The following is a 13,629-nucleotide window of genomic DNA, read 5'->3' on the forward strand; positions in this document are numbered from 1 at the left end:
TACGAGTGTTTAGCGCGGTGCAGCCGTTGAATTGCGTATAACCAACGTCGCATCAAGCAATCCGGCGTTGGTACCCGCGGCGTTTTCACCGATAACAAACGCCACTGCTCGCGCTGCGATTTGTTCCACAGGCTGGCTGATCGTGGTCAGTCTTGGCGTGATCAGATTAGCGAGCGGAATATCGTCGAATCCGATGATTGAGAGATTATCGGGAACTTTAAGATCAAGATCGCTCGCCGCGCGCATCAAGCCAATAGCTTGCTGGTCGCTGGCGGTAGCGATTGCGGTGGGGCGGACGTCTTCAGGACTGCTCAGCAAGTGTTTTCCCAGAACCTCGCCCGACTGATAATCGAAATGCCCCTCTACAACCTCTGGCTGAATGCCGGCGGCAATAAGTGTATCTAGAAACCCTTTGCGTCGCTCCCGGGAAACGGGGGATTCATTGGGCCCCGCAATATAGGCAATACGCCTATGGCCGAGTTGCAAAAGGTGCTGCGCGGCAAGGCCAGCGCCCGCATAGTGATCCACCGAAATCAACGGATAATTTTTCAAGCGGCGGTCTACCGCAACAGTCGCAATATCGCTCTGCCACTTTGCAGGTGCGCCAAATTGCGTGGGAACGACGATCAAGCCGGTCGGATAACTGCGAAGCAGAGTTTCTATCTGTGAAAGCTCGATCTTCGGATCATCATTGGTGATGGACAGCAAAACGGAAAAACCGGCTTGCGACGCGCTGGCTTCCACGTGTTTTGCAAGTTCTGCGAAAAACGGATTGGTAATATCGGGAATAACCAGACCGATCATATCAGTTCGGCTGCGTCTCAAGCCCCTTGCAACGCCGCTTGGCCGGAAGTTCAGCTCCCGGATGGTTGCCTCTACCAGCTCGCGCAGTTCTTTCCCGACGGTTTCGTTTTTGGCCAGCACGCGAGAGACTGTACCGACGGAAACATTGGCCCGCGCCGCTACGTCCTTAATGTTGACCATCGAGAACCTTTTCCGAATCGCTAGTGGAGTGAATTTGACACTTGTATCCCCTCCGGTCGCAAACTCTTATACAAATGTCAAATTCGTAAACGCCACCAGATACATATACTTAACTGAAGCCTTGTTGATGCTAACAGTCGCTACGAGCGCGCCCAAGGCAGTTAGAATCAGACAACCAGCTGACAATTGGTCTCAGCCTTACTCCAATCGCATGCTCTATTCCCGTGAGGCCAGCTCAGCCATATTTGCGTAAGTGCTCGCCAGCTCTTTGCAAGCCCCACTCAAGCAATTGTTCGGCCCGCGCATCAGTTGCAGCTTCCGCATAGCAGCGCAATTCTGGCGCATTGCCCGAGGCGCGATAATGAACCACCTCACCAGTCGCGAAAACAATGCGTATGCCATCAATGGCGTCATTAGCCTCAATAATGCCGAGCTGGGCAAAAAAGCTTGCGCGTTGCTCATCGTCAAGCAAAGCCTGCAGGAATGGGCTGCTCTTGCTGGATTCAACATGCTCGATGCGGCCGCTCCGCGTGAAGCGCGCGGGAAGGTCTTCCAGCAATTTCGACACCTGCACCTTGTCTCTCGCCGCCATTCCAAGCACCGCGATGATCGGCAGCATGGCATCGCGCGTAGGCAATGCCCCCACAGTGCCGCCGCCCAAATCAACATTTGAACCCAGCAGCACACCGCCATTGGCCTCAAAGCCGACGATCCGCTGATAGCCATCCCTGGCAGCCTGTTGCATCGCCTCAATGACATAGGGCGAGCCTACTTTTGTGCGATAGACCTTGGCAAAAAGGCCACTTAGCTCAATAGCTGTATTGGAGGTGACGGGTGTCACGACGGCATCGGCATTCAAAAAGCGCGCCGTCAGCAAGCCAAGACTATCGCCGCGAATAAAGGTCCCGGTTTCGTCGGCAACCAGCGGGCGATCCGCATCGCCATCGGTTGAGACCATTGCATCGAGTCGGTATTTTTCGGCAGCGCCAGCGGCCAGCGTAATATCTTCAGGCCGCAATGCTTCCGTATCCACTGGCACAAATACATCCGAACGGGCGATGGCGACCGTTTCCGCGCCCAGTGCGCCGAGCACGCGCACGATCAGATCGCGCCCGACCGAGCTATGCTGATAGACGCCGATGCGCTTGCCTGCAAGTGCTCCGGCGTCGAGCATGGATATGCACCGGTTTTCATATTCTGCCAGCGCCTTTGGCGAAATATCCCCGGCATCATCGGGAACGGAGATATCATTCCCGGCAAGGTCGAGCACGGCGAGAATACCCGCCTCATCGCTCTTGTCGATCTCGCCATCCGGCCGATAGAATTTCAAGCCATTGCGGTCAGCGGGAATGTGGCTGCCAGTAACCATGATAGCCGGAAGCTTTTGGGCAAGCGCCCGCAGAGCCAGCGCAGGCGTCGGCAGAGGGCCGCTATTTTCAACCTCCATACCGAAAACCCGGGCAGCGTCGATACAGGCGGCGGCGATTCGCGGGCTGCTCTCGCGCAGATCATAACCGACCAGCAGCTTGCCGCCTGGCGCAATAGCATGAGCCTTTTGCATGTGATGCAGGAATGCCAGCGTATAGGCCCGGCAAATCGCATCGGGAAGTTCGCTTACCAGACCGCGAAGGCCGCTCGTTCCAAATTTCAAGCTTGTCATTGTTTATTCTTCATGCCCCCGGGCCTGCGCATATGTGGTAATGCACATATATAACAGTTTATGATCAGGGCAGCCTTTTCGACAAGATAAAACAATTGTCCAAAAGATGCGATCAAGGGGTTTGCAAGCCGATTGATTTCAACTATATGACGACCCGCATCACTGTTGTCCCTCGGGCAACTGTTGGGGAATAGGTTAACGGTAGACCCACGGACTCTGACTCCGTTAGTCCTGGTTCGAATCCAGGTTCCCCAGCCAAATATCAATCCCCGATTATGCAAATTCTCCCGCCCGCTACCGTGACAACCACGCTGGTCACTGCTTGCGCGCCACGATATAGGGCCGATTGTCATTTCCCTTGGTTGCGTGGTTCTCCGAGGCAAGAATGCTAAAGCCAGCGGCGCTGATGATCTGGCTAAGCTCCGCAGCCCGGAAGACACCGGCGTAGGGCGCAAGCCCGACCGCTCGCATAAGCGGCAAGACCAGCCGAATGAGTGGGTTCATCTCGCCGACGCAGGGCGTCTTGGAGATAAACAGCCCGCCAGGCGCGAGCAAGGCATGGATATGGCGCAGCGTGCCGGGCAGATCGCGGACCAGATGGAGATAATTAAAACCGAGAACGGCGTTGTATGGGCCATCGCTGAGCGCCAATCCTTCGGCTGTGGTGACGCGGAAGGAAAGCCCTGCAATGGGATCTGCTGCCCGCTTGCCTTCGGCAATCGCGATCATCTCGCTGGAAATATCTGTCGCGAGATAGGCTTGTACACTGCCCGCAAGCCGCAGCGCCGTCGTGCCTGTGCCACAGCCGAGCTCCAATACTCTGTCGTCCGGCTGTAACAGAGCGCGGGTCCGGTCCAGCGTTTGCTCATATCCGGCCTGATCTGCGATTTTGCCCGCCGCATATTTCCGTGAAGATCGGTCCCAGAAACGGGCGTCACTCGCAGTGTTCATAATGGCGCTCATTGTTTGTTTGAATGGCAGATAGGTCGGCCAAGCCGAGGGGAGACTGGCACCAATGCAACCCTTGTCAATAGTCTTTGCAAATGGCACGTTGAGGTTGTGTGATTCACGCTTGCAAAAGGAAGCTATATTTTGGCCCACAAGTTCGAAATTTATAAAGACAAAGCTGGCGAGTTTCGCGTTCGCTTTAAATATAACAGCGAAGTGATGTTCTCGACCGAGGGTTATACATCCAAGTCCAGCGCGCAAAACGCCATTGATTCAATCAAGAAGAATGGTCCAAGCGCTCCTGTCGAAGACATAAGCTAAGCCTATATTATATGGCGCAGGGCAGGCGCATAGACTGCGCCCGCCCTGCCAATTTTTTGCCCGCATTGCTACTGCGACGGCACGTCTGGTTTAGGTCTGTGCTTAACAGGACAGCTAAGCTTTATCGGATCCCAAATAGAGAGCGACGACACCTACGCCTCTGCTTTGCGATAGACTGTGACGACAAGCCAGATTGCCGCAAGCAGGAAATAGAACGCGCCAAAGGCTGCATAGGGAGCGATTTCCAGAATCGTCGGCGCCACAGTGCCGATGGATTGGCTGATCATGAAGCCACCGGCAAGGGCCGATTGTGCGCCGCTCAGGATCATCGGCCATTGCGCGCCATAAGAACGCCAGCGCTTCAGACCCGTATTCAACTGCAACAAACCTGAAAAGATCGCCCAAACGCCGAACACGGCCAGGACCGCATACATGCTGTTGCTGACAGCAAGGATAACGGCGATGGTTGTTATCGTGCTGACCACGACATTGAACCCTTGAGACGGATTGGCTTTCAAGCCGCCATTGACACGGGCATCAACCAGATTGGCGAGCGCATCCCATGCCGGATAGATGACGAGCAGAAGCACGACGAAAGAGGATTGCGCGTTGAAAAGAATGGCGGCGGTAACCCACGCGACAGAGAAGATGGCGCGTGTGAAATAATAGTTTCGCAGCCAGTTGGACGGTGTTGAAGGTTGAGTTTGCATGGGTGTTTTTCCTGTTTAAAATCTACCTACTAGTAGGAAGGTTAAAATCGAGAGTCAACCCTGTTTCTGAACACCTCATTGTGAAAGGGGCGGCGGCGCATGGTCTTGACATTCAGCCTACCAGAAGGTAGGCGAACTTATGAAATCAATGGCTTCCACTTCAGAAAAGATTCTCGACATTGCGCAGTCTCTCATCGTCGCGGGGGGCTATAACGGATTCAGCTATGCCGATATCTCGGCTGCAATAGGCATCCGAAAGGCAAGTATCCACCATCACTTTCCGACAAAGGCCGAGCTGGTTGCCGAGCTGGTGGACCGTTACCGGGGGCAGGCTGAAGCGGGTTTGAGCTCGCTGCGAAGCCAGGTTGCTAGCCCTGACGAACAGTTGCAGGCCTATTTGAGCTACTGGGACACATGCATCCGCGATGCCTCGCAGCCCTTTTGCGTTTGCGCGATGCTGGCTGGTGAGATGCAAATGCTGCCCGATGAGGTCGCCTCGCGCGTGCGCGCCCATTTCCAAAGCCTCGCAACATGGCTTGCGGCGGTGCTGAGCGCAGGAGCGGAGCAGGGTCTGTTCCGGTTGAACAGGTCCCCGGAAGAGGAGGCCCAAATGCTGATGGCTTCGGTTCATGGGGCTATGCTCTCTGCAAGGGCCTTTGACGATCCCGGATTGTTCATCGCAATCATCAGCAGCCAGATTGCCAAACTGACGAAGTAATCAGCGGAAGAACATTAACGCTACGCTTGCCTTTACCACAGCCATAGGTGCTCAGACGGCCTCAGAGCTCATCAGAGGCTTGCGTGCTACCTGTTTGGGGCAATTTAACCCTGCATTATCCGTTTATGTACTCGGACAGTCTCTTGCGCGGGCGGGGCAAGGCGGTTTGGGTTTTGTGATGCAGGCTCGGAGTTGCTCAGAGGATCAAGCATGAGCAATGCCGGGTTGCCGTCCATAAGTGGGATATGTCTGACGATATGCAGCTGATTTCCCGCATCGCGGTGGACTGAATAAATTAGCTCACCCTTTAAGCCATGATCCATCTGTTTGGCTGTCAGCCGGAAGCGCATCGCCATCGCTATAAGGCCAAGCAGAAAACCGGGCGGGATGAGCAGCCACAGAGCCTTGATCCAATCGGGTGGTGATTGAAAAGTATCAAGAAAATCAGAAATAAAATTATACTCGGTCATGAAAACTCCCTTGTCTCGCGAGGAAAGCGGTCACCCGAGGGTTATCCTCTGGTGACCGGGGAGTTCGTAAGCCGCCAGTAGACGACCGCCACGGCCTTTAAGCCGAAGCTCTGAACATACGCCGAAGCCTCCCCGGCCATAAGGCTGAGGAGGTGTCATTGCGGTCGACACCGACCGCTACTGGAGGGGATACGACTTAACCAGAATCATAGTGGGAAATGTGGGCAGGTGAAAGGGGGGATCCACTCAATTATGGTATGTTTGTCGGCTCTTAGCCCATTGATGGATAAGGGAATCCAAACATTGCGAACACAACTTTTAAGTATCTCACGCTTCAATACAACCGCAGATTGATTTTATGGATTATGTGAGTAGAACAGGTAAGGATTCGACTTATGGATAAGCTGTATACTTATGCTGGCAAAATTTTTGGTGAGAGTTACGCGTGATTATTCGCAAGAGCGTAAAAAGCCTTTCGCTGGTTCAGATTTTGGTAGATTTGTCCGCTCGGAGGTTGTTGAAGAAGCGCGAAAACAACTTTCGACCACTGATTTTGACTTAACTGTAAAGGCAAGCGTAGGGCAGGGCTATTGGGCGTCGGTTCCGTGGCTGGCTTATTTCGATCCATTGATCACTGACACCGCAACGAAAGGGTTTTACGTTGTCTTTTTGGTGAATCCGCAGAACCAAACATTTGTGCTCTCACTCAATCAAGCAGCAACAGAGATTTATAGCGAGTTTGGTGAGAGGCGCGGTCTAGATGTTTTAGCCAGACGCGCGCGTGATTTTGCAGATCGTTTATCCAACTATCGCAAGTTTTTTTCGGAAGATCCTATTGATCTCGGCTCGAATGAAAGATTGCCAGCTGGTTACAAAGCAGGGCACGCGTTGGGGAGGACATATTCCGCTGCAAGTGTCTCGGGAGAGCAACTTTCTGATGACCTAAAGTTAATGCTCACGGCTTATCGGGCATTGGTAGATCGTGGAGGCATCCTCCCAACGGAAATAATGCAAGAAGAAGTCGGGGGATCTAACATTGACGAGACTCGACGATACATTTTGTCTCGTAGGATAGAACGCTCACCTCGGGTCCGCAGAGATGTTCTGCGTTCCAAGCCACTGGTATGCGAATGTTGTGGGCTCGATCCTGTCCGAGACTATGGTTATGCGGGTGGGTTAGATCAAACGCCTTTAGACGTACATCACTCGAAGCCGCTTTATGGTATGTCAACAGGCGAAACACGTCGTTATGTTGTGCCTGACGATTTCTTAATCTTATGTCCTACATGTCATAGGATGATACACAAGCAAGACGATCCAGCTGATATTGGAAGTCTGCGTTCAAATCTAAGATTCAAGAGAACATAGATTATTGAAATGAGAGCGATGTTGGCCAGAACATCAAAGAAGGTAGGGTGCTTTAGTGGTGCCGCTTCCCGGAATCGAACCGAGGACCCCATCATTACGAATGATGTGCTCTACCAACTGAGCTAAAGCGGCGGGAACGCTGGTTTCCCTGATCCAAAAGCGGCCAAACTTGATTGGCCGTGGATGACGCGCCTGATATCGTCATTGTGGCTGAATTGCAAGCCTTGCGATGCCAGCTTTGACGCAAATACCCACAATCCCTTTATGCGTGAACAAGCGGCAAGCCCTCTCGTCAGTGCACTCTAGCGCTTGCTCAGCACGATCACGGCATAGCGGCAGGGCGCATTCGTCTCATTGGCGAACACACAGTCGCTGGGGATGCCAAGCTCAAGGCAATCGCCTTCTTGCAAGGTGTGGGTCGTCTCCCCCTCGATGAAGGTCAGTGTCCCGCCAAGAACCCAGATCAACTGGCGCAGGAAAATATAGGCCGAGGCAGGCAGCGGCACACGCGTCTGTGGCGGCAGGTCGATATGAACCACGTCCATGGGAAGGTCCGAGACGGGCGAGACATGGCGCCGAGTATAGCCGCTTTCCGGGTCGGTCCATATGGGTTGGTCACCACGACGCAGCAAACGCCCCGCCTGCATTTCCGCTCGCGCCATCAATGTTGACATGCTCAACCCAAAGGCGCCGGAAAACCGCGCCATCAGCATGGCTGTCGGGCTGCTCTGGCCGCGTTCCACCTTATTGATCATGGCGCGGGAGACGCCGGATTTTTGTGCAAGTTCTGTCAGAGACCAGCCGCGTGCTTCCCGTTCTATGCGGATGCGGGAGCCAATTTTTTGATCGACATTATCTATTTTATGAGACATATTAAAATTATAGTAGACAAATATTAAAGGTGCAAGTTGTGATTGTGCGTGCGGCTGTGGAATCGGATCTCCCAATTATCCTGGAAATATACAATGATGCTGTGCTCAACACGACGGCGATCTGGAATGAGACGCTGGTCGATCTCGATAATCGCAATGCTTGGCTGCGGGATCGGCAGTCAAAGGGTTTCCCCGTGCTTGTCAGTGTCAATAATGAGGGGCAAGTCACCGGCTATGCATCGTTTGGCGATTGGCGAGCCTTTGAGGGCTATCGCCACACGGTGGAACATTCGGTCTATGTCCATAAGACTGCGCGTGGCGGTGGTATCGGCAAGATGCTCATGCTGGCGTTGATTGAAAAAGCGCGCGAGCTGGGCAAGCACGTAATGGTTGCCGGTATTGAATCCGGCAACGAAGCTTCCATCCGCCTGCATGAAAAACTTGGCTTTCAGGTGGTCGGCCATCTGCCGGAAGTAGGAACCAAATTCGGCAAATGGCTTGATCTGACATTTATGCAGATCGTTCTGGACAAGGCGGCTGCGCGTTAGGCGGCGCAGAGCGCTGCCTTGGCTTCCTTATATTCACGCTCAAGCCGCGCGACGAGTTCGCCTGCCGGAACAATCTGTTTGATTGCGCCGATGCCCTGGCCGCAACCCCATATGTCTTTCCAGGCTTTTGCGCCGGTGGTCGCCGCTTCGAAATCCATCTTGGAAGGGTCGGCTTCGGGCAAATGATCCGGGTCCATGCCCGATTTGGCGATGGATGGTTTCAGATAATTGCCGTGAATGCCGGTGAAATAGTTGGAATAGACAATATCGGAAGAGGCGCTATCGACAATCATCTGTTTGTAGTCGTCAACAGCGCGCGCTTCTTCAGTGGCGATGAAGGAGGAGCCGATATAGGCAAGGTCTGCGCCCATGGCCTGCGCGGCCAGCACGGCCTTGCCTGTGGCTATAGCGCCGGAAAGCAGCAGCGGGCCGTCAAACCATTCACGGATTTCCTGTACAAGCGCGAAGGGGGAGAGCGGGCCCGCATGGCCGCCTGCACCGGCGGCAACGGCAATCAGCCCATCGGCGCCCTTGCGGATGGCGGAGTTTGCGTGGCGGTTGTTGATGATGTCATGCAGGACAATGCCGCCATAGGAATGGATCGCGTCATTTACCTCGGGAACTGCGCCCAGCGACGAGATGACAATAGGCACCTTGTATTTCACGCACATGGTCAGGTCATGTTCGAGCCGCTTATTGGAGCGGTGGACGATTTGATTGACCGCAAAAGGCGCGGCGGGGCTGTCCGGGTTCTTCTCGTCATGGTCGCGCAGAGCCTCGGTGATTTCCGCCAGCCATTCATCAAGCTGAGCTTCCGGCCTTGCATTGAGCGCGGGGAAGGAGCCGACAATGCCAGCCTTGCACTGCGCAATGACCAAAGCCGGATGGGAAATGATGAATAAGGGCGCTCCGACAACCGGAATCCGCAGGTTTTTCTTCAGAATTTCCGGCAATGCCATGACTACCTCCCAGATATGACAAATTTTGACGTTTGCGTAAACGTAAGCCTTTTTATCATGCCTTTGATTTTGAGCAAGCAAAAGCTATGTGGGCCAAAAATGATCTCATCAAAAAGTATGATGCGGCCATGATTGCGCCGCCTCTGTCTTGAATAAGCAGTCAGATAGGTTATGGCTAGCCTCTGATTCTTTTAAGGGATAATCGTCGGTTTGGAAGCGATCGAACAAGCAATCCGCAATGCATTGGCCAAGGCTGATGCCAAGAACCCTGCGATACGGCAGAAGGTTTACGAGTCGGCCTGGGGCGCGCATGAGCGTTCGCTGGCGGCCAATGGGGCGCTTGACGACGCGCAGCGCGAGGAGCGGCGGGAGCGCCTGAAGCTCGCCATTACCAAGATCGAAACTGAAGCGCAGGCTGCGCGCCCGGTAGTTAATGCTGCGCCAGCGCCGGTTGTCGAGCCGCGTGAGCCAAGCTTTTCCGCAGCGCCTGCGGCCCCTCGTGGCCGTGATGCACGTATCGAGCCGACCATCGGCAACGCACCAGCCCCAGAGCTCGGTGCTCCGGAACTGGCCACAGACAGGCCTTTTACTGCCGGCAATGAACGCCCAGACTATGTGAAGAAAGATCGTTACCGGCGCGAGAAAAAGCAGCGCCAGGAGAGCAAGAAGGCTACAGGCCTGACAAAGCTTTTGATTGTTCTTGCCCTGTTTGTCGTCGCGATCGTTGTATTGTGGATGGTGGCGACGGGCATAATCAATTCGAAGCCTTCCAGCGTCCCGGCCAGCACGGGCAATCCCGCAGCCAGCGGCAGCCACGAACCTTTGAAAGAAGGGCAATTGCCCAGCGAAGGTACGTGGATTGGCATTTTCGAACCTTCGGATACAACACAGGTTTCCGTTTCGGGGCGGGCAACGGCAACCATTGATGGCGATCAGGTGCAGAAATATCTGCGTATAAAATCGCCGAGCGAAGCAGATGAGATCAGCTTCCAGATCGGTGAGGGCGTATTGCAGCAACTGGCGGGCAAGACCGCGCTGTTTGATATCGTGGCAAGGACGCCGGATGGCACCGCGACGCAAATGGCGGTCAGTTGCAACTTCGGCAATCTTGGCGAATGTGGCCGCAAGCGCTACGATGTTTCCGACGCCAGCAAGGAATATCTTGTGCAGGTTGATTTTCCCGCCGACAAGAAACCTTCGGGCAATGGCGCCATCAGGATCAATTCGGATATTTCCCAAACCGGCAAGGTTGTCGATATTATCGCCATCCGCGTGCAGATCACGAACTGACAATAGTGGCGCGTGCGTTCCACTCATCCGGTGATCTGATAGCCGACCGCCGCGCTTCCTATGCCGATATGCTGTTCGACAGCGGCGATCATGCCGCTGCCGCCGATCTTATGGCGCAGGCGCTGGAACTTGTTCCGGGTTGGACTGCAGGGCGGTTTCGCCTCGGTGAAATGTGGGAAGCCGCCGGGCAGCATGAATCAGCCGCTGCGGCTTGGCGCGAGGTTCTGGAATGCGATCCGGAAGATCGCTTTGGTGCAGGCCTGAAGCTTGCCGCGACCGGTTATGCGCAAGTGCCTGCAATGCCGCCTTTGGCCTATGTCGAAACTCTTTTTGACGCCTATGCGCCGACTTTTGAAAGCGCCTTGCTGGACAAACTCGACTATCGCGTTCCAGAGCTTTTGGCACAAGCCATTGAAGTGCATGGCGGTGCACGCAGATATCATCGGGCGCTTGATCTGGGCTGCGGCACGGGTTTGATGGGTCCATATGTGCGACCGGTCGCTGACCGTCTGGACGGAATGGACTTGTCGGAGGCCATGTTGCAAAAGGCTGCCGAAAAGCAAATCTATGATGATCTACGCAAGAGCGATGTCAACGAATTCGAGGTGGAACCAGGTAGCCTCGATCTTGTGATTGCCGCCGATGTTTTCGTATATGTGGGCGATCTTGAGCGCGCCTTTGCAACGATCGCAAAGTCAATGGCGGTGGATGGACTCTTTGTCTTTTCGGTCGAAAATCAAGAGGGCAGCGATGAGCCGATCCTGCAACCTTCGCTACGCTATACCCACTCGCAATCCTATATAGAGCGGCTTTTGTCGGCGCAGGGCATGGCTTTGGTCTCGCTTGCCAGAGAAATTATTCGGCTTGATCGCGGCGAACCTCTGCAAGGGCTGATTATTGTTGCAAGACTGCGGGATTGAGGATCAATCCTTACGGAAAATCAGGCGGCCAGCCCAGCCGGTAACCACGGCCAGCAGCACGGCGAAAATACCGTAAAGCAAGCTATGTTGGTTCGCTGCACGATAAATGCGGAACTCAAGCCCAGCCTTTACAATATTGAGACTGGTGGCATTTTCGCGCAAGAACTCACCATTGCGGAAGAGAAAAGCCCGCGCTACATGCTTGCCAACAGGAACATTGGCAGGCAGGGATAGCGTCGCGCGGAAAAGAGTCGCCGACAAGAACTGAACATCGCCGGGACGCTGGTTATACAGCCTTTGCTTAAGCTTGAGGCGCGGCAATTCGGTCGTGAATTCCTTGAGTGATTCACTGGAGCTGAAACCGTCCGGCATCGGTTCATAGTACATATTGTTCACGCCAAGCCCAAGCTGCGTGAAGATTTTCGGCGTCGCAATGTCCTGTAGATTTCGCGTGGAGGCAAGGGAATAGGACGCTGGAATGTGCTGGAACGAGGCAGATTCGGCATTGACCCAAATACCCAGATAGCGGTCCTTGCGGCGGACAACAAAACTGCGTTCCGGTCCTTCTAGAACCACGACAATATCGTAGCGCCCCTGCCGTTGAATGAGCGGGTCGGCATTATCCAAGGCCCCGAATACGATCAGGTCAGTGCCGCGAAAGCCCGAGGTGATTGCAATCGTATCGGTCGAAAGGCCAATCTCCACTGTTTCCGTATTTGCTGGACGCTGTTGGGCCAGGGCAGGTTGCCCGGCAAGAAATGCGGCAAGCAGAATGAATGAATACCGGGCCAGCCTCATAAGCCGCCCCCGGTTACAACTGCAAGGCTGATCGAATAAAGATCATCAGGAGTGACAAAAAGCTCGATAGCAAGACGCAGGCCAACAGCGAGAACCAGCATAGCCAGCAAGGCGCGCAGTTGCTCGCCGCGCAATTTCTGGCCGATACGCGCTCCATATTGCGCGCCGATGACACCGCCGGACATCAACAGAAACGCAAGCACAATATCGACCGACTGGTTGGTGGTTGCCTGCATGATTGTTGCAAAGGCGGTAACGAAGACGATTTGATAGAGCGACGTGCCGATAACGACATTGGTCGGCATTTTAAGCAGATAGATCATGGCTGGAACCATGATGAAGCCACCACCCACACCCATAATTGACGACAGGAAGCCAATTGCTGCCCCCAATACCAGAATTGGAATAATGCTCACATAGATCTTTGAGGCACGAAACCGCATTTTGAATGGAAGCCGGTGCACCCAATTGTGCTGCCCCGGTTTTTTCAACGTTGCCAATTGTCCTGCTCGGGTTCGTCGCATGGCCTGGACGCTTTCATAAAGCATCAGACCACCGATTGTTGACAGGAAGACCACGTAAAGCAGGGAAACTATCAGATCCAGCTGACCAAGTTCGCGCAAGAGAACGAAAACATAAATGCCTATGCCAGCACCAACAATGCCGCCTATAACCAGCAATGACCCAAGTTTGACGTCCAGCGTGCCGCGCTTGAAATGCGTAAGAGCGCCGCTGAAAGAAGAGGCGATGACCTGATTTGCACCCGTCGCAACGGCGACAGCAGGGGGAATGTTGTAGAAAATCAGGAGCGGGGTGATGAGAAATCCCCCACCGACACCAAACATGCCAGACAGGAATCCCACAGCCGCTCCCATGCCGAACAGCACGAAGATATTGACCGAAATCTCGGCTATTGGCAGGTAAATACCCAAGTCTCTTCAAACCCCATTATGGTGCTCAAGCACCACGATGACAGCAATTCTTTAAGGTTTCTTGCTCGCTTGCGGGCTTTATTGGAGTTTAGACTGAGAGTTTGACTTTAATATAGGTTTAAACGCGAAAC

15 protein-coding genes and 2 tRNA genes are annotated in these 13,629 nt (G+C 54.1%); 7 read left to right on the plus strand and 10 right to left on the minus strand.

The window, feature by feature from the left end; all coding sequences use genetic code 11:
- Positions 1-9: 9 nt before the first annotated feature.
- Complete coding sequence (locus V9K92_RS06005) at positions 10-984, minus strand: LacI family DNA-binding transcriptional regulator (RefSeq protein WP_307282499.1); 975 nt, start codon at positions 982-984, stop codon at positions 10-12.
- Positions 985-1,219: 235 nt separating this feature from the next.
- Entirely contained in the window at positions 1,220-2,644 is a 1,425-nt protein-coding gene (locus tag V9K92_RS06010) for a phosphomannomutase (RefSeq protein WP_337353562.1), read from the minus strand.
- Positions 2,645-2,828: 184 nt separating this feature from the next.
- Between V9K92_RS06010 and V9K92_RS06015 the strand changes: the two genes are divergently transcribed.
- A tRNA-Gln gene (locus V9K92_RS06015) sits at positions 2,829-2,902 on the plus strand.
- Positions 2,903-2,959: 57 nt separating this feature from the next.
- On the opposite strand, the gene V9K92_RS06020 is transcribed toward V9K92_RS06015, so the two are convergent.
- Positions 2,960-3,595, minus strand: a complete 636-nt coding sequence (locus tag V9K92_RS06020) for a methyltransferase domain-containing protein (protein WP_115051605.1) — start codon at positions 3,593-3,595, stop codon at positions 2,960-2,962.
- A 141-nt stretch (positions 3,596-3,736) separates the two neighbouring features.
- Here V9K92_RS06020 and V9K92_RS06025 point away from each other — a divergent pair, with 141 nt between their 5' ends.
- On the plus strand, positions 3,737-3,913 hold the full coding sequence (locus tag V9K92_RS06025; protein ID WP_115051345.1) for a YegP family protein: 177 nt from the start codon (positions 3,737-3,739) through the stop codon (positions 3,911-3,913).
- 152 nt (positions 3,914-4,065) lie between these two features.
- On the opposite strand, the gene V9K92_RS06030 is transcribed toward V9K92_RS06025, so the two are convergent.
- The gene (locus V9K92_RS06030) at positions 4,066-4,623 is read right to left on the minus strand and encodes a DUF308 domain-containing protein (RefSeq protein WP_337353563.1); all 558 of its coding nucleotides are present in this window, start codon (positions 4,621-4,623) and stop codon (positions 4,066-4,068) included.
- A gap of 139 nt (positions 4,624-4,762) precedes the next feature.
- On the opposite strand from V9K92_RS06030, the gene V9K92_RS06035 reads away from it, so the two are divergent.
- Complete coding sequence (locus tag V9K92_RS06035; RefSeq protein ID WP_337353564.1) at positions 4,763-5,341, plus strand: TetR/AcrR family transcriptional regulator; 579 nt, start codon at positions 4,763-4,765, stop codon at positions 5,339-5,341.
- A gap of 104 nt (positions 5,342-5,445) precedes the next feature.
- On the opposite strand, the gene V9K92_RS06040 is transcribed toward V9K92_RS06035, so the two are convergent.
- Complete coding sequence (locus V9K92_RS06040) at positions 5,446-5,811, minus strand: hypothetical protein (protein ID WP_337353565.1); 366 nt, start codon at positions 5,809-5,811, stop codon at positions 5,446-5,448.
- A 414-nt stretch (positions 5,812-6,225) separates the two neighbouring features.
- On the opposite strand from V9K92_RS06040, the gene V9K92_RS06045 reads away from it, so the two are divergent.
- Positions 6,226-7,179: an MrcB family domain-containing protein gene (locus tag V9K92_RS06045; RefSeq protein WP_337353566.1), complete on the plus strand. Its 954-nt coding sequence runs from the start codon at positions 6,226-6,228 to the stop codon at positions 7,177-7,179.
- Between the two features lie 56 nt (positions 7,180-7,235).
- On the opposite strand, the gene V9K92_RS06050 is transcribed toward V9K92_RS06045, so the two are convergent.
- Positions 7,236-7,311 (minus strand) — tRNA-Thr (locus V9K92_RS06050).
- Positions 7,312-7,481: 170 nt separating this feature from the next.
- Positions 7,482-8,051, minus strand: coding sequence for a helix-turn-helix domain-containing protein (locus tag V9K92_RS06055; protein ID WP_336440636.1), 570 nt, complete (start codon positions 8,049-8,051; stop codon positions 7,482-7,484).
- Between the two features lie 38 nt (positions 8,052-8,089).
- Between V9K92_RS06055 and V9K92_RS06060 the strand changes: the two genes are divergently transcribed.
- Positions 8,090-8,599, plus strand: a complete 510-nt coding sequence (locus V9K92_RS06060; protein WP_337353567.1) for a GNAT family N-acetyltransferase — start codon at positions 8,090-8,092, stop codon at positions 8,597-8,599.
- On the opposite strand, the gene V9K92_RS06065 is transcribed toward V9K92_RS06060, so the two are convergent.
- Positions 8,596-9,558, minus strand: a complete 963-nt coding sequence (locus tag V9K92_RS06065; RefSeq protein WP_115051339.1) for a nitronate monooxygenase — start codon at positions 9,556-9,558, stop codon at positions 8,596-8,598. The two genes, V9K92_RS06060 and V9K92_RS06065, sit on opposite strands and share 4 nt — an antisense overlap.
- Before the next feature lie 210 nt (positions 9,559-9,768).
- Between V9K92_RS06065 and V9K92_RS06070 the strand changes: the two genes are divergently transcribed.
- Both V9K92_RS06070 and V9K92_RS06075 read left to right on the plus strand, forming a co-directional pair.
- The gene (locus tag V9K92_RS06070) at positions 9,769-10,848 is read left to right on the plus strand and encodes a hypothetical protein (RefSeq protein WP_115051338.1); all 1,080 of its coding nucleotides are present in this window, start codon (positions 9,769-9,771) and stop codon (positions 10,846-10,848) included.
- A 5-nt stretch (positions 10,849-10,853) separates the two neighbouring features.
- Positions 10,854-11,768, plus strand: a complete 915-nt coding sequence (locus V9K92_RS06075; protein ID WP_337353568.1) for a methyltransferase domain-containing protein — start codon at positions 10,854-10,856, stop codon at positions 11,766-11,768.
- A gap of 3 nt (positions 11,769-11,771) precedes the next feature.
- Here the strand turns inward: V9K92_RS06075 and V9K92_RS06080 are convergent, their stop codons facing one another.
- Both V9K92_RS06080 and V9K92_RS06085 read right to left on the minus strand, forming a co-directional pair.
- Complete coding sequence (locus V9K92_RS06080) at positions 11,772-12,566, minus strand: TIGR02186 family protein (protein ID WP_337353569.1); 795 nt, start codon at positions 12,564-12,566, stop codon at positions 11,772-11,774.
- The gene (locus V9K92_RS06085; RefSeq protein WP_370878855.1) at positions 12,563-13,441 is read right to left on the minus strand and encodes a sulfite exporter TauE/SafE family protein; all 879 of its coding nucleotides are present in this window, start codon (positions 13,439-13,441) and stop codon (positions 12,563-12,565) included. Before V9K92_RS06085 ends, V9K92_RS06080 begins: the two co-directional genes overlap by 4 nt.
- Positions 13,442-13,629 lie beyond the last annotated feature (188 nt).

This window comes from Phyllobacterium sp. CCNWLW109, assembly GCF_037203905.1.
Lineage (GTDB): Bacteria > Pseudomonadota > Alphaproteobacteria > Rhizobiales > Rhizobiaceae > Phyllobacterium > Phyllobacterium ifriqiyense.

Bases quoted from the DNA above. Each gene is read 5' to 3' on its own strand.
- V9K92_RS06005 (WP_307282499.1), bottom strand. From the start codon at position 984: ATGGTCAACATTAAGGACGTAGCGGCGCGGGCCAATGTTTCCGTCGGT.
- V9K92_RS06010 (WP_337353562.1), bottom strand. From the start codon at position 2,644: ATGACAAGCTTGAAATTTGGAACGAGCGGCCTTCGCGGTCTGGTAAGC.
- V9K92_RS06020 (WP_115051605.1), bottom strand. From the start codon at position 3,595: ATGAACACTGCGAGTGACGCCCGTTTCTGGGACCGATCTTCACGGAAA.
- V9K92_RS06030 (WP_337353563.1), bottom strand. From the start codon at position 4,623: ATGCAAACTCAACCTTCAACACCGTCCAACTGGCTGCGAAACTATTAT.
- V9K92_RS06035 (WP_337353564.1), top strand. From the start codon at position 4,763: ATGAAATCAATGGCTTCCACTTCAGAAAAGATTCTCGACATTGCGCAG.
- V9K92_RS06040 (WP_337353565.1), bottom strand. From the start codon at position 5,811: ATGACCGAGTATAATTTTATTTCTGATTTTCTTGATACTTTTCAATCA.
- V9K92_RS06045 (WP_337353566.1), top strand. From the start codon at position 6,226: ATGCTGGCAAAATTTTTGGTGAGAGTTACGCGTGATTATTCGCAAGAG.
- V9K92_RS06055 (WP_336440636.1), bottom strand. From the start codon at position 8,051: ATGTCTCATAAAATAGATAATGTCGATCAAAAAATTGGCTCCCGCATC.
- V9K92_RS06065 (WP_115051339.1), bottom strand. From the start codon at position 9,558: ATGGCATTGCCGGAAATTCTGAAGAAAAACCTGCGGATTCCGGTTGTC.
- V9K92_RS06080 (WP_337353569.1), bottom strand. From the start codon at position 12,566: ATGAGGCTGGCCCGGTATTCATTCATTCTGCTTGCCGCATTTCTTGCC.
- V9K92_RS06085 (WP_370878855.1), bottom strand. From the start codon at position 13,441: ATGGGAGCGGCTGTGGGATTCCTGTCTGGCATGTTTGGTGTCGGTGGG.